The following is a 17,404-nucleotide window of genomic DNA, read 5'->3' as shown; positions in this document are numbered from 1 at the left end:
GGACCTAGAGCCGGCAGGCGTGGATGTCGGTGGTGAGGATCGCCCGGGCGCCGAGCGCGAAAAGCTCGTCCATGACCCGCTGGGCGGTGGCTCGCGGCACCATCGAGCGGACCGCGACCCAGCCCTCCCGATGGAGCGGGCTGACCGTCGGGCTCTCGATGCCGGGCGTCAGCCCGATCGCCTGCTCGACCTTCTCGGCGCGGATGTCGTAGTCCATCATCACGTAGGCGCGGGCGACGAGGACGCCCTGCAGCCGGCGGGTGAAGACCTCGAGCGCCGACTCGTCCGCACCCTCACGGGTGATCATCACGGCCTCGGACTCGAGGATGACGTCGCCGAAGACCTCGAGCCCCGCGTTGCGCAGGGTGCTGCCCGTCTCGACCACGTCCGCGATCACGTCGGCGACACCGAGCTGGATGCTGGTCTCGACCGCGCCGTCGAGCCGGACGACGGACGCCTCGACGCCACGCTCGGCGAGGTAGCGCTTCACCACGCCGTCGTACGACGTCGCGATCCGCAGGCCCTTGAGGTCCTCGACCGTCTCGGCGGTGCCGGGGCGGGCGGCGAAGCGGAACTTGGACCGGCCGAAGCCGAGCTGCAGCGACTCGGCCGCCGTGGCGTGGGAGTCGAGCAGCAGGTCGCGGCCGGTGATGCCCGCGTCGAGGGTGCCCTCGCCGACGTACAGCGCGATGTCGCGGGGGCGGAGGTAGAAGAACTCGACCTCGTTGTCGGGGTCGATCTTGGTCAGCTGCTTGGACTCGGAGCGCTGGGCGTAGCCCGCCTCCCGCAGCATGCCCGAGGCGGCCTCGGACAGGGCGCCCTTGTTGGGGACGGCGATCTTCAGCATGGAGATGTTCCTCAGAGGTGGGTGTAGACGTCCTCGAGCGAGAGTCCGCTCGCGATCATGAGGACCTGGGCGTGGTACAGCAGCTGGCTGATCTCCAGCGCGGTGGCTTCCTTGCCCTCGTGCTCGGCGGCCATCCAGGACTCAGCGGCCTCCTCGATCAGCTTCTTGCCGATCGCATGGACGCCGGCGTCGAGCGCCCGGACGGTGCCGGACCCCTCGGGCCGCGTCTGTGCCTTCTCGCTGAGCTCTGCGAACAGCTCGTCGAACGTCTTCACGGGAGGTCAGCCTACGGCGTGGCCGCAGGCCGACCTGCGCCGGTCTCACCCCCGAGGGCTCAGCCCACGAAGCCGCGCGAGCGGATCTTCTTCAGCGTGGCCGCGGTCTGCAGCGCGGCGGAGGCCGCCTCGTAGCCCTTGTCCTCGTTCGATCCCTCGAGGCCGGCGCGGTCCAGCGCCTGCTGCTCGTTGTCGCAGGTGAGGACTCCGAAGCCGACCGGGGTGTGGTGGTCGAGCGAGACGCGGGTGAGCCCGTCCGTCGCGGCGTTGCAGACGTAGTCGAAGTGGGGCGTCCCGCCCCGGATGACGACGCCCAGCGCGATCACGGCGTCGTACGACGGCGCGAGGGCTCCGGCGGTGACGGGCAGCTCGAAGACGCCCGGGACCCGAACGACCACGGGCGCCTCGAGCTTGTGGTCGGCGAACGCCCGCTGGGCGCCGGCGATGAGGCCGTCCATCACCACGCTGTGCCAGCTGGCGGCGACGACCGCGACCCGGAGGTCGTGGCAGTCGATCGGGGCGATGTCGGGGGCGCCGTGTCCGGCCATGTCAGTTGGCTCCTTCGAGGTCGGGCAGGTCGTGCCCCATGCGGTCGCGCTTGGTCAGCAGGTAGGCAAGGTTGTGGTCGTTGGGGTGCGGCGTCAAGGGGACGCGCTCGGCGACCTTGATGCCGTAGTCCTCCAGTGAGGACACCTTGTCGGGGTTGTTGGTCAGCAGCCGGACCTCGTCGACGCCCAGGTCCTTGAGGATCTGGGTCGCGGCACCGTAGTGCCGTGCGTCGGCCGGCAGGCCGAGGTCGAGGTTGGCGTCGACGGTGTCGCGGCCGCCGTCCTGCAGCTGGTAGGCCTGCAGCTTCGCGACCAGGCCGATCCCCCGGCCCTCGTGGCCACGCAGGTAGACGACGACGCCGCGGCCCTCCTCGACGATGCGGTCCATCGCCTCGTTGAGCTGGGGACCGCAGTCGCAGCGGCTGGAGCCGAAGACGTCGCCGGTCAGGCACTCCGAGTGCACCCGGGTCAGCACCGGGCCGTCCTCGGTCAGGGTCGCCGGGTCGCCGTACACGAGGGCGACGTGCTCGCTGCCGTCGACGGTGATCGTGTAGCCGATGGCGGTGAAGTCGCCGTGGCTGGTGGGCAGCCGGGTCTCGGCCTCGCGGACGACGTGGCGCTCGACGCGCCGCCGGTAGCGGACCAGGTCCTCGATGGAGATCATCGCGAGGCCGTGCTCGTCGGCGAACGCGCGCAGCTCGGGCGCCCGCTTCATCGTGCCGTCGTCGTTGACGACCTCCACCAGCACGCCGGCCGGGGTGAGCCCGGCCAGGCGGCACAGGTCGACGGCGGCCTCGGTGTGGCCACGGCGGACCAGGACGCCGCCCTCGCGGTAGCGCAGCGGGAACACGTGGCCCGGGCGCGTGAGCTCCCACGGCTCGGTGGCCGAGTCGGCGAGAGTGCGCACGGTGCGGGCGCGGTCGGCGGCGGAGATGCCGGTCGTCGTACCGTCGCGGGCGTCGACCGAGATCGTGTACGCCGTCCGGTAGGCGTCCTTGTTGTGCGGGGTCATGAGCGGGATCTCCAGCCGGTCGAGCATGGCGCCCGGCATCGGCGCGCAGATCACGCCGCTGGAGTAGCGGATCGTCCACGCCATCAGCTCCGGCGTCGCCTTGCTGGCGGCGAAGATGATGTCGCCCTCGTTCTCGCGGTCCTCGTCGTCGACGACCACGACCGCCCTGCCGGCGGCGATGTCGGCGATCGCGCGCTCGACGTCGTCGAGGCGGACCTTGCCGCTGGGGCTGCTGGACTCACTCATGCGTTGTTCTCCTTGGTGCCGGCGCCGGTGTAGGCGCGGACGAGCTTCTCCACGTGCTTGGCGATGACGTCGACCTCGAGGTTCACCCGGTCGCCGGGGGCCCGGAAGCCGAGGGTGGTGCGGGCGAGGGTCTCGGGGATCAGGCTGACCGTGAAGGTGTCGTCCTTCGCCTCGACGACGGTCAGGGAGGTGCCGTCGACGGTGATCGAGCCCTTGTCGACGAGGTAGCGGCCCATCCCGGCGGGCAGCGAGATCTCGACGACCTCCCAGTGTTCGCTGGGGGTGCGGCTGACGACCTCGCCGACGCCGTCGACGTGGCCCTGGACGATGTGCCCGCCGAGCCGCTTCTCGGCGGTGACCGCACGCTCGAGGTTGACCCGGTCGCCGACGGCGAGGTCGCCGAGGCTGGTCTTCGCGAGGCTCTCCGCCATCACGTCGGCCGTCCAGGTGCTGTCGGTCCGCTCGGCGACGGTGAGGCAGCAGCCGTTGACGGCGATCGAGTCGCCGAGCCCGGCGTCGGACAGGGTGATGTCCGAGGCGATGGTCAGGCGGATCGCGTCCCCCTGGTCCTCGATCGCCTCGATGGTGCCGAACTCCTCGACGATTCCCGTGAACACGGTCAGCTCTCCTTGCGAGTGGGCCGGAGGAGCAGGCGGACGTTGGCGTCCGTGCCCTCCCCGACGACGGTGGTGTCGGTGATCTCGAGGCGCAACGCCTTGTCGATCGACCGGATTCCGAGCCGGCCGACGGCCGACCTGCCCGAGCCCAGCAGCAGCGGGGCGACGTAGGCGACGACCTCGTCGACGACACCGGCCTTGAGGAAGGCCGCCGCGAGCGTCGGCCCGCCCTCGAGGAAGACGTGGTGGCGGTCGTGGTCGGCGTAGAGGGTGCGCAGCGCCTCGAAGGGGTCGTGGGTGCGCAGGTGCACGGTCGGGGCCGCGTCGTCGAAGATCCGGCGCTCGGCCGGCAGGTCGCGGTCGCCCATGACGACGCGCAGCGGCTGGTTCGCCAGGGGCCGGTCGTCGTCGTCACGGACGGTCAGTTGCGGGTCGTCGGCCTCGACCGTGCCGGTGCCGACCATCATCGTGTCGCAGAGCCCACGGAGGAGGTGGGTGTCACGACGGGCCGGCAGCGAGGAGACCCAGCGGGAGCTGCCGTCGGACGCCGCGCTGCGGCCGTCGAGCGTGGTGGCGAACTTCCAGGTGACGAACGGGCGGCCGTTGCGGTGCGCGAAGGTCCACGCCCGGTTGACCTCCTCCGCCTCGTCGGTGAGCAGGCCGGCCTCGACCTCGAGGCCCGCCTCGAGCAGGGTCTCCATGCCGCCGGACGCGAGCGGGTTCGGGTCACGCTGGGCGATCACCACCCGGCGTACCCCGGCGGCGATGAGGGCCTGCGCGCACGGGCCGGTCCGGCCGGTGTGGTTGCACGGCTCCAGCGTCACGATCGCGGTCGCACCACGGGCGCGCTCGCCGGCCACCCGGAGCGCCTCGACCTCGGCGTGCGGCGTGCCCGCGCCGTGGTGGAAGCCCTCGCCCACGACGGTGCCGTCGTCGGCGAGCAGCACGCAGCCGACCCGGGGGTTCGGGTGGAGCGGGACGCCCGGGCTCGCGGCGAGGGCGAGCGCACGCCGCATGGCGTCGTACTCGCGGGCGAATCCCCCCGATGTGCTGGTCACTGCTGGCCTCTCGTCGTCCGTGGTGCTGCGGACTCCGGGGCTTGCAGGACGTCGGGCGGACGGCTGGCGTGAGGCCGGCTCGTCCGTCGGACGCTCGTGCGTGCACTTCCCATCCGGACTTTGACCGTCGGTCCAGGATTCGCACCTGGTCAACCGACCACTGGCTGTGATCGGGTCGCGGACTTGTGAGCGAGGCACAGGGCTTCGCTCAGTCACCGCCGGCTCGGAGTTTCACCGACCCCAGAGCACGCGAGCTCTTGGTCTCCATGGTGGCACAAGCGCGCCGGTTTACCGATGTGGGCCCGGTCACTGGGACACCGGGGCTAGGTTCGGAGCATGAACTGGACGTGGCTCGGCATGGGGTGCCTGACAGGCGTGCTGCTGTGGTTCACCACCGACCAGTTCGTGCTGCTCGTGCTCGGCGTGCTGCTGGGCATCGCGCTGGGCATCGGCTTCGGCGCCGGGTCGAAATCCGAGTGAGCCGGAGCGAGGGCCGCGCGTAGGTTGGCCCCATGTCGTATCCCCCACCCCTGTACGACGGAGCCGGCGGTGAGGCCTCGGCCTGGGTCCGCCCCCGTGACGCCGCCCCCGACCTCGTCTACCCGAACGGAAACAGGGTCCACCACCTCGCCCGGGGCGAGGCGACCGGTGGCCTGTTCGGCCTCTACCGCTGGGAGTTCTCGGAGGCCGTGAGCGGCCCGGGCCCCCACTTCCACCGCACCATCACCGAGTCCTTCTACGTCCTCGAGGGCGAGGTCCGGATCCATGACGGCAACGGCTGGGTGAGCGCGCGGTCGGGCGACTTCCTGCACGTGCCGGCCGGCGGCGTGCACGGGTTCCGCAACGAGTCGGGGGCGCCGGCGTCGATGCTGCTGCACTTCTCCCCCGGCGCCCCGCGCGAGGCCTACTTCGAGGGCCTGGACCGGCTCGCGCGCGGCGAGGAGTGGACGCCCGAGGAGTACGACGCGTTCATGCGCGCGCACGACAACACCTGGGTCGAGGAGTAGCGCCCCGGCAGCTCAGGCGCTGAGGATCAGTCCGCTCGTCGGCACGCCCGTGCCGGCCGTGACCAGGACGTTCTCCACGTCGGCCACGGGGTTGACCGAGGTGCCGCGCACCTGGCGCACGCCCTCGGCGATGCCGTTCATGCCGTGGATGTAGGCCTCGCCGAGCTGGCCGCCGTGGGTGTTGATCGGGAGCCGTCCGCCGACCTCGAGGGCTCCGTCGCGGACGAAGTCCTTCGCCTCGCCGCGGCCGCAGAAGCCGAGCTCCTCGAGCTGCATCAGCACGTAGGGCGTGAAGTGGTCGTAGAGGATCGCCATCGGCAGGTCGGCGGGCGTGAGGCCGGACTGCTTCCACAGCTCGCGGCCCACGACCCCGATCTCGGGGATGCCGATGTCGTCGCGGTAGTACGACGTCATCACGAACTGGTCGCGCGCCGAGCCCTGCGCGGCCGCGGTGATGTACGCCGGCTTCTGCGCGAGGTCCCTCGCCCGCTCCGCCGAGACGACGACGAGCGCGACCGCTCCGTCGGACTCCTGGCAGCAGTCGAGCAGGCGCAACGGGTCGGCGATCATGCGCGAGGCCTGGTGGTCCTCCAGCGTGATCGGCCTGCCGTGGAAGAACGCGGCCGGGTTGGTGGCGGCGTGCCGGCGGTCGGCGACCGCCACCCGGCCGAAGTCCTCCGAGGTCGCGCCGTACTCGTGCATGTAGCGGCGGGCCTGCATCGCGACCGTGGCGGCCGGCGTGGACAGCCCGAGCGGGTAGGTCCACGCGTTGTCGAGGCCATTGGTGTTGACCTGCGCGGCCGCCCACTTCGACACCTGGCCGAAGCGGTCGCCGGAGCGCTCGTTGAAGCCGCGGTAGGCGACGACCACGTCGGCGACCCCGGTGGCGACGGCCATCGCGGCCTGCTGGACGGTCGCGCAGGCAGCGCCGCCGCCGTAGTTGATCCGGCTGAAGAAGCGCAGCTCGGGGATGCCGAGCTCACGGGCCACCGCGATCTCGGAGGAGGTGTCCATCGTGAACGTGACCAGGCCGTCGACGTCGGCCGGCGTGAGGCCGCAGTCGGCCAGCGCGTGCCGGACGGCCTCGACCGAGAGCTGGAGCTCGGAGCGCCCGGAGTCCTTGGAGAACTCGGTCGCCCCGATGCCCGCGATGGCCGCCTTGCCGGAGAGGGTGCGCTCGCTCATGCCGCCTGCCCCCTCGGGTCGAGCACCGTCACCGTGCCGATGACGTGGTCGCCGAGCGAGACCGCGCCGACGACCTTGATCGTCGCCTCGCCGTCGGCGACCTCGGTGACCTCACCGGTGAAGGTGAACGTGTCGTAGGGGTACGCCGGCGCGCCGAGCCGGATCGCGATGCCCTTGATCTGCACGTCGGGTCCGGCCCAGTCGGTGACATAGCGCTCGCACAGCGCGGTCGAGGTGAGGATGTTGACGAAGATGTCCTTCGAACCCGCCGCCTGCGCGATGTCGCGGTCGTGGTGGACGTCCTGGAAGTCGCGGGTCGCGATCGCGGTCGAGACCACGAGGGTCGGCGTGATCGGGAGGCTCCACTCGGGCAGCCGGTCCCCCACGGTGAGCGTCGTGCCCATCAGTCCACCTTCGTCCAGATCGGGAGGGTCAGCTCGTCGTCGATCACGTTCCAGCCCACCTGCAGCCGGTCGCCGATCTCGACGGGACCGGTCACCTCGGCCACCATCCGCACGCCCTCGTCGAGGTCGAGCAGCGCGATGACCAGCGGCAGCTCCTTGCCGGGCACCTGCGGGGCGTGGTGGACCAGGTAGGAGAACACGGTGCCCCGGCCGCCGGCGACCACGTAGCCGCGGTCGAAGGCGCCGCAGTCCGGGCAGGCCGGACCGGGCGGGTGCCGGAGCACGCCGCACGCGTTGCACCTCTGGATGCGCAGCTCGCCGTTCGCCGTACCCTCGAAGAAGTAGGCGTTGTCCCGGTTGACGACCGGCCGCACCGGCCCGCTCATGCCTCGGCCTTCGCGCGCGGGATGAACTTGAGAACGCGGAAGAGCATGGTGGCGACCTTCTCCGAGGTGCCGTCCTCGTGCTCGACGTACCAGGTGTTGCGCGACGTCACGAAGTAGCCGACGCCCATGCCGGTCGCCTTCGGGCCGACGACCGAGTCCAGCGCCGTGGTGACGCGCAGCTGCTCGCCCACCCGCAGGTAGCGCTCGTAGGACTGCTCGCAGTTGGTGCCGAGGACGGCCGTGAACCCGGCGTCGGTCAGCGCGCGCATCATCGAGTGCAGGGGGTCGTCCTCGGACGGCCTGCCGCCCAGGCCGTACATGGTCCAGACCTGCGCCATCGACGGCGGCGCCTCGCCCACCCTGAAGCGGGGGTTGTCGAGGCCCATCGCCTCGAGCCAGTTGTTGATCGTCGGCTGGTTGACCTCGTCGCGGGCGAACCGCTCGGCGGCCTCGCCCCACGCCTTGATCCGCTCGGCCTCGGCCATCACCTTCTCGTGGACCGCCGGGTCCACGAGCTCCTGCGACGGGGCGCTCATCGCGGCACCCGCGGCAGACCGAGGCCGAACATCGAGATCAGCTCGCGCTGGACCTCCTGGACCCCGCCGCCGAAGGTGAGCACGAGGTTCCGCTTGGCCTGGGCGTCGAGGTAGTCGAGCAGGTCCTTGGTCGCCGGCTCACCCGCGTCTCCGTGGCGGTGCACGAGGGTGATCAGGTCGGCGAGCAGGTGCTGGACCTGGTCAGAGGCGAAGACCTTCGAGGACGAGGCGTCGGCGACCTTGATCTCGCCGGCCGCCGCGGCCCGCGCGACCTCCCAGTTCAGCAGCTCGTTGATCCGGAAGACCGCCGTGGTCTTGCCCAGCAGGTCGCGCACGTCGGGCTCGTCACGGACGCCGGCAGCGTCCGCCCAGCGCACGACGCGGTCACGCAGGCCCTCGATCCGGCCGGCGGGACCGAGCATGACCCGCTCGTGGTTGAGCTGGGTGGTGATCAGCTTCCAGCCTTGGTTCTCCTCGCCGACGAGCATGTCGACCGGGACCCGGACGTCGTTGAAGTACGTCGCGTTCACGTGGTGCGAGCCGTCGGCCGTGATGATCGGCGTCCAGGTGTAGCCGGGGTCGCTGGTGTCGACGATCAGGATCGAGATGCCCTTGTGCTTCGGGGCGTCCGGGTCGGTGCGCACCGCGAGCCACAGGTAGTCGGCCTGGTGGCCGCCCGTCGTCCACATCTTCTGGCCGTTGACGACGTAGTGGTCGCCGTCGCGGCGCGCGGTGGTCCGCAGGGAGGCGAGGTCGGTGCCGGCGTCGGGCTCGCTGTAGCCGATCGCGAAGTGCACGTCGCCCTTGAGGATGCGCTCGAGGAAGAGGTCCTTCTGCTTCTGGGTGCCGTACTTGATCAGCGTCGGGCCGACGGTCTGCAGGGTGACGGACGGCAGGTGCACGTCGGCGTACTGCGCCTCGTTGGCGAAGATCGTCTGCTCGACCTCGCCGAGCCCGTGGCCGCCGTACTCCTCCGGCCAGCCGACGCCCATCCAGCCGTCGGTGCCGAGGCGCCGGATCATCCGCTCGTAGGTCGGCCCGTGCCGGTTCCACGCGCCCTCGACCGGGTCGGGGTCGTGGAGGCCCTCGAAGTCGGCGGCGACGCCGCCGAAGTAGTCGCGCAGGCGGGCCTTGAGCGCGCGCTGCTCCTCGGTCAGCTCGAGGTTCTTCGCCGCGGGAGCCTCGACCCGGACCTGCGCCGCGGTGGTGTCGAGGGCGTGGGCGAGGTCGGTGCCCCACGTCGTCAGCGCGACGAGGGGGTACGTGATGTCCACGCCCATGCCGCCGTGCAGATGGTGGCAGGTGCGGAAGGCGTACGGCGCCACCTGGCTGGCCCAGTAGCCCGCCACAGCGAGGTCGTCGGCGGCCGGCAGGCCCTCGGCGACGCGCCACACCGCGTTGTCGGCGGCGAGGTCGAGGGTGCGCGAGGTGACGTAGACGTCGGCCATCTGCAGGGACACGGCCTGGAACTCCGCGAGCGCCCGGCCGAACTGCTGGCGACCCTTGACGTAGTCGGCGGTCAGGTCGCGCGCACCCGCGAGGACACCGGCGGCGCTCGCGGCCAGGCCGGCGCGGGCGAGGTCGTGCAACCGGGCAGCGGCACCGTCCTCGAGCAGCTCGGCCGGCGCGCCGTCGAGGACGACGGTGTGCTGGCGCCCGCTCGAGGCATGGGCCTCCAGCAGCTCCACGCCCGCGCCCCGGGGATCGACGAGGACGACGACGTCGCGGTCGCCCTCGGTCGCCGCGACCAGCAGCCGGTCGGCGAGGTCCGCGTGCGTCACGGCCAGCTTGCGGCCGGAGACCCGGCCGGCGTCGTACACGGCGGGGCCGCGGAGCGCCGGCGTCACGACGACCTCACCGGTCGCGATGCCCGGCAGCAGGTCCTTGCGCTGCGCGTCCGTGCCGTACGACGCCAGGGTCAGCGCGCCGCAGCACAGGGTCTCCCACGCGGGCACCTGCACGGCCCTGCACCCGGCCTCGCGCAGCAGCACGGCCACCTCGGACAGGCCGAGCCCCTCCCCGCCGTACTCCTCCGGGACCGGCAGCGCGGTCAGGCCGGCAGCGGCCCAGGCCGCCCAGTCGCGGGCGTCGGCCTCGCGCTCGAGCACCTCGCCGGCGACGGCGCGGACCGCCTCCCTCGCCTCATTGATCGCCTCAGCATCCACGACACAAACTGTAACGTGTTCTAGTCTGACGCGCATGGGTGTCGTCTCACTCGCGGATGTCGCGCGCAACCGGGTCTACCTGCCGTGGACCCCGATCCCGGCAGGCCGGATGGTCGAGCTGCCGGGACGCGGCGGTGCGACCTGGGTGACCGACACGCCCGGCCCGAGCCCCGACTCCCCCACCATCGTGCTGCTGCACGCGCTGGGGACGACCGGCCTGCTCACCTGGTTCCCGACGATCCGGCCGCTGTCGCGGCGGTTCCGCGTGGTGACCCTCGACCAGCGCTGGCACGGGCAGGGCATCCGCAGCGAGGAGTTCTCGCTCGCCGACTGCGCCGACGACGTCGCGGCCCTCGTCGAGGTGCTCGACCTGCGCGACGTGGTCGTCGCCGGCTACTCGATGGGCTCGATCATCGCCCAGCGGGTCTGGCGCCAGCACCCGGGGATCGTGCGGGGACTCGTGCTCGCCGCGACCACGGACCGCTTCCAGCTGACCCCCGCCGAGCGCGGCTTCTTCCTGGGGATGGGCTCCACCATGGTGGCGCTGCGAGGCGTGTCGCGCTCACGGACGGCCCTGAAGGCCGCACGGCTGGCAGCGCGCGGCGTCGACATCGAGGTGTCCGACATGCACGAGTGGGCGCTGCGGGAGTTCCGCTCCACCAGTCCCTGGGCCGTCGGGCAAGCGGTGGCCGCGCTCGGCCGCCACCACTCCCGCCCGTGGATCGGGCGGATCGACGTGCCGACGGCCGTCGTGGTGATGATGCGCGACCGGGTGATCCCGACCTCGCGGCAGATCGCGCTCGCCCGCTCCATCCCGGGCGCGACGATCCACGAGGTCGACGACGGGCACGCCGGCTGCGTGCTGGCGTCGGAGAAGTTCGTGCCGAAGCTCGTCGAGGCCGCGGCGACGGTCAACGCGCGCCGCCGCGACTTCCGGCAGCGCCCGTCGGCGCCCGCCTGAGCGACCACCTGAACGACCCTCGGGAAACGCAGAAGGGGCGCGACGTCGTACGACGTCACGCCCCTCGCCCGCGGACGGGCTGCGCTCAGGCGAGGGCCTCCTGCGGCTCCTCGTCGGTGTCGTTGTCGTCCGCGTCGCCCTCGCGGCGGTTGCGGGCGATGCTCATGATGAACGCGGCGCCGATGAACGCGACACCGATCAGGCCGGTGACGACCTCGGGGATCTCGTGGCCGATCGACACCATCAGCAGCACCGCGAGGGCACCGATGGCCCAGTGCGCGCCGTGCTCGAGGTAGACGTAGTCCGAGAGCGTGCCCTTGCGGACCAGGTAGATCGTCAGCGACCGCACGTAGAGAGCGCCCACGCCGAGGCCGATCGCGATGATGATCGGGTCGGTCGTGATGGCGAACGCGCCGATCACGCCGTCGAAGCTGAAGCTCGCGTCGAGGACCTCGAGGTAGAGGAAGAGGAAGAACGCCGCCTTGCCGACCGCCAGCGTCACCTGCCCGCCGTGCGCCTTGGTGTCCTCGTCGAAGCGCTCCTCGAGGACCTCCTCCTCGTGCTCGAACGCCGTCGCCAGGCCGTTGACCACGAGATAGGACAGCATGCCGAGCAGGCCGGCCGTCAGGACCGCCGCCTCGTGCTCACCCGCGAAGGCCTTGGCCGAGCCGAACAGGGCGGCGATGGCGATGATCACCGAGAGCGCGTCGATCTTGCCGGCCTTCTCCAGCGGCTTCTCGATGAAGCGCAGCCAGAGGATGTCCTTCTCCTCGAAGACCCAGTTGAGGAAGATCATCATCAGGAACATGCCGCCGAAGGCGGCGATCGTGTGGTGCGCGTGGGCGAGGATGTAGCCGTAGGTGCCGGGCGTGTCCGGGTCACCCTTCTCCAGCGCCAGGTCGATGACCTCGACCGGCGACAGGCTCGCCGCGACCGCGACGACCACGAAGGGGAACACCAGGCGCATGCCGAACACGGCGATCACGACGCCGACCGTCAGGAAGACGTGGCGCCAGAACTCCGACATCCGCTCGAGCACCTTGGCGTTCACCACGGCGTTGTCGAAGGACAGCGACACCTCGAGGACGATCAGGATCGCCGCGATGAAGGCGCCCTCGGCACCGCCGTACCACAGCGCTCCCAGTACACCGACGACAGTGAACAGGAACGACCACCCGAAGGTCCTCAAGATCATGGCGCGCAGCCTATCCGGGCAGGGCCGACCTCAACCATTCAACAGCGGACCGGCCCGGAGCGTTCACGACCCGTTCAGTCGCCGACGGCCTCAGTGAGCCGCTCGAGCTCGGCCGGGAAGTACCGGACCAGGGCGTCGGTGTCCGGCATCGACTCCCGGCAGGCGATGGCGCCGACGTGCATCTGGCCGGCGTTGGACATCACCGTGATGTTCAGCCCGGCGCCGTGGAAGACCGGCCCGAGCGGGCAGAGCGCCTCGATGCGCGCCCCCATGAAGTAGAGCGGGATCGGCGGGCCGGGCACGTTGGAGATGACGAGGTTGTGCACGACCGGGTGCCGCTCGGCGAGGCGCAGGTTGGCGTAGGTCCGCACCGCGAGGCCGAAGGTCCGCGGCGCGGCGAACTCCGCCCAGTCCTGCAGCGCGTCGGCGCTGATCGCGTTGTGGTGCTCCTTGGCGTTCTGGTTGCGCTCGGCGAGCATGTGCAGCCGTTCGAGCGGATCCTCGATGTCGGTGCCGAGCTTGGTGAAGAGGGCCGACACCTTGTTGGCACCCCCCGAGCGACGCGAGGAGTCGCGCACGCTCACCGGCACGGTGGCGAGCAGGGAGGACGACGGCAGCTCGTCGCGCTCGGCGAGGTAGGCCCGCAGCGCCCCTCCGGCGATCGCGAGGACGACGTCGTTGACCGTGGTCCCGGTCGCCTTCTTGATCCGCCGGATCTCGTCGAGGTCGAGGTCCGCCATGGCGATCGAGCGGTGCGAGGTGATCGTGCCGTTGAACGAGGTCCGCGGCGCGGAGAACGGGGCGGCCATCGCCGTGCCGCGGCGGGCGCGGCCGATGCTCTTGGTGACCAGCTCGGCCGACGGCTTGAGCACCTTGACGAGGGTGACCGGCCGGGTCGCCGTACCGATGACGGCACGGCCGAGCAGCTCGCCGCGGCCCGGGTCGCGGGGGTGGCGCTGCTCGACGGGCGCCAGCGGCGCGGCGTCCGGCTCGATCGAGCACAGGTGGGAGATCAGGTTGGCGCCGGAGACGCCGTCGACGGTGGCGTGGTGCATCTTGGCGAAGACGACGACCTTCTCGTCGCCGTCGGCGTCGCGGTACCCCTCGATCACCCACATCTCCCACAGCGGCCGCGAACGGTCGAGCGGGAGCGAGGCCAGGTGGGCGCACAGGTCCATCAGCTCGGCGTACCCGCCCGGGGTCGGGACCGCGAGCCGGTGCACGTGACGCTCGATGTCGAAGTTGCGGTCGCGCACCCAGACCGGGTGGTCCAGGCCGAGCGGGACGCCGCGGATCTTGCGCGTGAAGCCGGGGACGTCGCGGACGGCCTCGCCGATCCTGTCCTGGAGGGCCGCGAAGGTGTACGGCGACGTCATCGTCGCCGGGTCGAGCACCATCACCGCGCACACGTGCATCAGCTGCGCGGGCGTCTCGAGGTAGAGGAAGCTCGCGTCGAGCCCCGACAGCCGGTCCATTCCGTGACCCCCATAGAAACTAGAACGGGTATCAGTTTCTCACAACGATCCGGATACCCTCGGGTCATGGGATTCGTACGGCGCCAGGCGATCACCGCCGCGTTGACAGCCAACGCCATCCGTCCCCTCCCCGGCTTCCGCGCCGGCATCCCGGCCTTCTTCGCCGGCTGGCTCACCGGTGAGCTCGCCCCCCACGTGCTGGGACTGACCGCCGCCGATGCCGCAGCACACCTGCGCGCCTCGCGCCGGGACTGGCGGGGCTTGGCGCTCGCCGGCGCCTCGGCCGCCGGCCTGGCCTACCTCGTCAAGCAGAGCCGCGAGGCCGTCCGCGACGCGGAGGACGCGCTGGTCGAGGGGCTCGGCGTCGACTACGTGGAGCAGCTGGACGCCAAGCCGACCCCGGCCGACCTGGCCACGCCGTGGCGGAGCATCGCCAACCCGTTCGCCTTCGGCCGGGCCGCCCGCAGGGCCGGCGTCGAGGTGCACCGCAACATCCGGTTCGCGCCGCACGGCCGGCGCGGCCTGCTCGACGTCTACAACTCGGAGGTCACCCCCGGCAGCGGCGCACCCGTCCTGCTGCAGGTCCACGGCGGTGGCTGGACGATCGGCAACAAGGACCAGCAGGGTCTCCCGCTGATGCAGCACATGGCCGCCAAGGGCTGGGTGTGCGTGGCCATCAACTACCGGCTCGCCCCGCGCGACCCGTGGCCGGCGCAGATCATCGACGTCAAGGCGGCGATCGCGTGGATCCGGGAGAACATCGCCGACTACGGCGGCGACCCGTCGTACATCGCGATCACCGGCGGCTCCGCCGGCGGGCACCTCACCGCCCTGGCGGCCGTGACGCCCAACGCCCCCGAGTTCCAGCCCGGGTTCGAGGACGTCGACACCTCGGTCCAGGCGGCCGTGCCCTACTACGGGGTCTACGACTGGGCCGGCGCGACCGGGTTGCGGTCGGCCGAGCTGATGCGCGACAAGTTCCTCGCGCCCCGGATCGCGAAGCGCCGGTTCGCCGACGACCCGGAGCTGTTCGAGGCGGCCTCTCCCCTGCTGCGGGTGACGCCGGACGACCCGGACTTCTTCGTCGTCCACGGCTCCCGCGACACGCTCGTCGACCCCGGGCAGGCGCGCGCGTTCGTGCAGGCGCTGCGCGCCACGTCCAAGCGGACGGTCGTGTACGCCGAGCTGCCGGGCGCCCAGCACGCGTTCGACGTGTTCCCGTCGATCCGCTCGCAGCACCTCGTGCGCGCGACCGACCGGTTCCTGACCTGGCACTGGCTCCGCCATCGGGCCGAGCGCGTCTCCGGCACCGGTGGAGGCAGCAAGCTGCCGGAGAGTGCCTCTCGCCGCGCTGCCGGCCAGCCGTAGCGCCGGGAGCAGCAGGCTCCCGCGGAGCTCACCTGACTAGCGCGGCAGGCCCAGGATCCGCTCCCCCGCGACATTGCGCAGGATCTGCGTGGTGCCACCGGCGATCGAGAGGCAGCGGGTGTTGAGCTGCTCCCACACGTCGGCGGCGAGCGGGTCGCCCGACTCCTTGCCGATCGCGCCGAGCAGGGCGAGCTCGTCACCCTGCAGCCTCACGACCAGCTCGGAGGAGTCCTGACGGCTGCGGACGCCGAGCAGCTTCGCCACGCTCGACTCCGCGCCGGGGCCGTGCCCCCCGAGGGCGCGCAGGGTGGTCCGCACGCCGAGCAGCGCGCAGACCGTCGCCAGCGCGACCTGGTGGCCGACCTGGACCCGCGCGACGGCGCCGAGGTCGCGCGACGCGGCCAGCTCGACGGCCCGCTCGACGCTCTTGGTGAGCCGGGCGCTCGCCATCGCGACCCGCTCGTTGGCGAGCGTGGTGCGGGCCAGCCGCCAGCCGTCGCCGGGCTCGGCCACGACGCACTCGTCGGGCACGAACACCTCGTCGAGGAAGACCTCGTTGAAGAGCGCCTCGCCGGTGATCTCGCGCAGCGGGCGGACCTCGATGCCGGCCGAGCGCATGTCGACCAGGAAGTAGGTGATGCCCTTGTGCTGCGGCGCGTCCGCGTCCGTGCGCGCCAGGCAGATGCCCCAGTCCGCCCGCTCGGCCACCGACGTCCACACCTTCTGGCCGGTCAGCGACCAGCCGCCCTCGACCCGGGCCGCGCGGGTGCGCAGCGACGCGAGGTCGGACCCGGAGCCGGGCTCCGAGAACAGCTGGCACCAGGTCAGCTCGCCGAGCAGTGACGGTCGCACGAAGCGCTCTCGCTGGGCGTCCGTGCCGTGGGACAGGATCGTCGGGACCGCCCAGCCGGCGATCACCAGGTCCGGCCGTACGACGCCGGCCCGGCCCAGCTCCTGGTCGATCACGATCTGCAGGGTCGGATCGGCGCCGAGCCCGTAGGGCGCCGGCCAGTGCGGTGTCAGGTAGCCCGCATCGACCAGCGCCGCGCGCTGGTCCGCCGGCTCCAGCGACGCGATCCGCTCCGCGGTGGCCCGGGCCTCGGGTCGGACCGCGGCGTCGCGGCCCTCGAGGTCGACGTCGACTTGGCGTCGTACACCGGAGACGGCGGCGGCGGTGATCCGCTCGGCCGCGGCGTCGGAGGAGCCGACGAGCGCGCGCAGGGTCAGCGCCCGGCGCAGGTAGAGGTGGGCGTCGTGCTCGTAGGTGAACCCGATGCCGCCGAGCACCTGGATGCAGGACTTGGCGACCTCGACGGCGCCGTCGAAGCACGTGGCCTGGGCGACGTCGGCGGCGAAGGCCCACTGGACGTCGTCGCCTGCGCCCTCGTCCAGCGCCGTGGCGGCGGCCGCGGCGTCCCACGCGGCGGCGGTCACCGACTCGGCGGTCTCGAGCATCTGCGCACAGAGGTGCTTGATGGCCTGGAAGGCACCGATCCTCTGCCCGAACTGCTCGCGCACCTTCGCGTAGTCGACGGCGGTCTCGAGGCACCAGCGGGCCACGCCGGCGGCCTCGGCCGCAGCGAGGGTCACCGCGAGCAGGCGTCGTCGCTCGTCCGCCGCGGCTGGCGGCGTGCCACCCGACACGCGCGCGTGCCGGGCGCTGAGGTCGACGCCGAGCTCGGCCGTGACCTCCCCGTCGTCGAGCAGCAGCAGCTCGGTCGCCGTACCGCCGTCCCAGACCGCGCCACCGGGGTGGACCTGCACGCCATGGCGGCCCGGTCGGCCGGTGAGCACGCCGCCGATCGCCGCGCCGAGCAGGCCACCGGGGACCAGCTCGTGGGCGCACGCCTCGAGCGCGACCGCCTGGTCGAGGACGCTGCCGCCCCCACCGCCGGCCGACTCCGGGACGGCGATCGCCGCGACGCCCATCTCCTCGACGGCCGACCACACGGCTGCGAAGTCGGCGCCGGCGTCGCCCTCGGCCGCGCGCACGGCCTCGACCGGCCCGATGCTGGCGGCCCACTTGCGCAGGCTGTCGGCGAGCTCGACTTGGTCGTCACTGATACCGAGGGACATGGCACTCCTGGGGTCTCGAGGCTCGCTGCGCTCGCACCTCAAC

18 protein-coding genes and 1 riboswitch are annotated in these 17,404 nt (G+C 71.9%); of the genes, 4 read left to right on the top strand and 14 right to left on the bottom strand.

Annotation, left to right across the window (positions count from 1 at the left end):
• Positions 1–4: 4 nt before the first annotated feature.
• Genes hisG through ribD form a run of 6 tightly spaced genes read right to left on the bottom strand, consistent with a single transcriptional unit; the run spans position 5 to position 4,561 of the window.
• On the bottom strand, positions 5–847 hold the full coding sequence (gene hisG, locus AC2YHB_RS05690; RefSeq protein WP_036542823.1) for an ATP phosphoribosyltransferase: 843 nt from the start codon (positions 845–847) through the stop codon (positions 5–7).
• Between the two features lie 11 nt (positions 848–858).
• Positions 859–1,122 (bottom strand): phosphoribosyl-ATP diphosphatase, encoded by a 264-nt coding sequence (locus AC2YHB_RS05685; protein ID WP_036542821.1) that lies wholly within the window; start codon positions 1,120–1,122, stop codon positions 859–861.
• A 59-nt stretch (positions 1,123–1,181) separates the two neighbouring features.
• Positions 1,182–1,670: a 6,7-dimethyl-8-ribityllumazine synthase gene (gene ribH, locus AC2YHB_RS05680; RefSeq protein ID WP_036542819.1), complete on the bottom strand. Its 489-nt coding sequence runs from the start codon at positions 1,668–1,670 to the stop codon at positions 1,182–1,184.
• Between the two features lies 1 nt (position 1,671).
• Positions 1,672–2,928, bottom strand: coding sequence for a bifunctional 3,4-dihydroxy-2-butanone-4-phosphate synthase/GTP cyclohydrolase II (locus AC2YHB_RS05675; RefSeq protein ID WP_036542816.1), 1,257 nt, complete (start codon positions 2,926–2,928; stop codon positions 1,672–1,674).
• A complete protein-coding gene (locus tag AC2YHB_RS05670; RefSeq protein ID WP_036542813.1) occupies positions 2,925–3,545 on the bottom strand; it encodes a riboflavin synthase in 621 nt (206 codons plus the stop codon). The genes AC2YHB_RS05675 and AC2YHB_RS05670 overlap by 4 nt, the downstream gene beginning before the upstream one ends.
• A 2-nt stretch (positions 3,546–3,547) precedes the next feature.
• A complete protein-coding gene (ribD, locus tag AC2YHB_RS05665) occupies positions 3,548–4,561 on the bottom strand; it encodes a bifunctional diaminohydroxyphosphoribosylaminopyrimidine deaminase/5-amino-6-(5-phosphoribosylamino)uracil reductase RibD (RefSeq protein WP_487353653.1) in 1,014 nt (337 codons plus the stop codon).
• Positions 4,562–4,699: 138 nt separating this feature from the next.
• A riboswitch (FMN riboswitch) is annotated at positions 4,700–4,856 on the bottom strand.
• An 83-nt stretch (positions 4,857–4,939) separates the two neighbouring features.
• Here ribD and AC2YHB_RS05660 point away from each other — a divergent pair.
• Positions 4,940–5,083: a hypothetical protein gene (locus tag AC2YHB_RS05660; RefSeq protein WP_179651089.1), complete on the top strand. Its 144-nt coding sequence runs from the start codon at positions 4,940–4,942 to the stop codon at positions 5,081–5,083.
• Positions 5,084–5,115: 32 nt separating this feature from the next.
• A complete protein-coding gene (locus AC2YHB_RS05655) occupies positions 5,116–5,610 on the top strand; it encodes a cupin domain-containing protein (protein WP_179651088.1) in 495 nt (164 codons plus the stop codon).
• 12 nt (positions 5,611–5,622) lie between these two features.
• Here the strand turns inward: AC2YHB_RS05655 and AC2YHB_RS05650 are convergent, their stop codons facing one another.
• From AC2YHB_RS05650 to AC2YHB_RS05630, 5 genes are read right to left on the bottom strand one after another with little or no spacing between them, the layout of a single operon-like run.
• On the bottom strand, positions 5,623–6,795 hold the full coding sequence (locus tag AC2YHB_RS05650; RefSeq protein WP_036542805.1) for a lipid-transfer protein: 1,173 nt from the start codon (positions 6,793–6,795) through the stop codon (positions 5,623–5,625).
• Positions 6,792–7,199 carry a MaoC family dehydratase gene (locus tag AC2YHB_RS05645; RefSeq protein ID WP_179651086.1) on the bottom strand — a complete coding sequence of 136 codons (408 nt, stop codon included), beginning with the start codon at positions 7,197–7,199 and terminating at the stop codon, positions 6,792–6,794. Before AC2YHB_RS05645 ends, AC2YHB_RS05650 begins: the two co-directional genes overlap by 4 nt.
• Positions 7,199–7,585 carry a Zn-ribbon domain-containing OB-fold protein gene (locus tag AC2YHB_RS05640; protein WP_179651084.1) on the bottom strand — a complete coding sequence of 129 codons (387 nt, stop codon included), beginning with the start codon at positions 7,583–7,585 and terminating at the stop codon, positions 7,199–7,201. The genes AC2YHB_RS05645 and AC2YHB_RS05640 overlap by 1 nt, the downstream gene beginning before the upstream one ends.
• Complete coding sequence (locus tag AC2YHB_RS05635; RefSeq protein ID WP_487353637.1) at positions 7,582–8,121, bottom strand: FAS1-like dehydratase domain-containing protein; 540 nt, start codon at positions 8,119–8,121, stop codon at positions 7,582–7,584. Before AC2YHB_RS05635 ends, AC2YHB_RS05640 begins: the two co-directional genes overlap by 4 nt.
• Positions 8,118–10,286 (bottom strand): acyl-CoA dehydrogenase family protein, encoded by a 2,169-nt coding sequence (locus tag AC2YHB_RS05630; RefSeq protein ID WP_487353636.1) that lies wholly within the window; start codon positions 10,284–10,286, stop codon positions 8,118–8,120. Before AC2YHB_RS05630 ends, AC2YHB_RS05635 begins: the two co-directional genes overlap by 4 nt.
• A 34-nt stretch (positions 10,287–10,320) precedes the next feature.
• Between AC2YHB_RS05630 and AC2YHB_RS05625 the strand changes: the two genes are divergently transcribed.
• Positions 10,321–11,247, top strand: a complete 927-nt coding sequence (locus tag AC2YHB_RS05625) for an alpha/beta fold hydrolase (protein ID WP_179651078.1) — start codon at positions 10,321–10,323, stop codon at positions 11,245–11,247.
• Between the two features lie 85 nt (positions 11,248–11,332).
• Here AC2YHB_RS05625 and AC2YHB_RS05620 read toward each other — a convergent pair whose 3' ends face one another.
• Both AC2YHB_RS05620 and AC2YHB_RS05615 read right to left on the bottom strand, forming a co-directional pair.
• Positions 11,333–12,442 carry a DUF475 domain-containing protein gene (locus tag AC2YHB_RS05620; RefSeq protein WP_036542789.1) on the bottom strand — a complete coding sequence of 370 codons (1,110 nt, stop codon included), beginning with the start codon at positions 12,440–12,442 and terminating at the stop codon, positions 11,333–11,335.
• Between the two features lie 74 nt (positions 12,443–12,516).
• The gene (locus AC2YHB_RS05615; RefSeq protein WP_487353635.1) at positions 12,517–13,917 is read right to left on the bottom strand and encodes a WS/DGAT/MGAT family O-acyltransferase; all 1,401 of its coding nucleotides are present in this window, start codon (positions 13,915–13,917) and stop codon (positions 12,517–12,519) included.
• A 66-nt stretch (positions 13,918–13,983) separates the two neighbouring features.
• On the opposite strand from AC2YHB_RS05615, the gene AC2YHB_RS05610 reads away from it, so the two are divergent.
• A complete protein-coding gene (locus AC2YHB_RS05610; RefSeq protein WP_487353634.1) occupies positions 13,984–15,285 on the top strand; it encodes an alpha/beta hydrolase fold domain-containing protein in 1,302 nt (433 codons plus the stop codon).
• Positions 15,286–15,321: 36 nt separating this feature from the next.
• Here the strand turns inward: AC2YHB_RS05610 and AC2YHB_RS05605 are convergent, their stop codons facing one another.
• A complete protein-coding gene (locus AC2YHB_RS05605) occupies positions 15,322–17,361 on the bottom strand; it encodes an acyl-CoA dehydrogenase family protein (RefSeq protein WP_487353633.1) in 2,040 nt (679 codons plus the stop codon).
• Positions 17,362–17,404: the final 43 nt, after the last annotated feature.

The organism is Nocardioides sp. SRI_004 (assembly GCF_057586415.1).
Note: the sequence above shows the minus strand (reverse complement) of the source record. Positions and strands in the feature narration are given on the sequence as shown.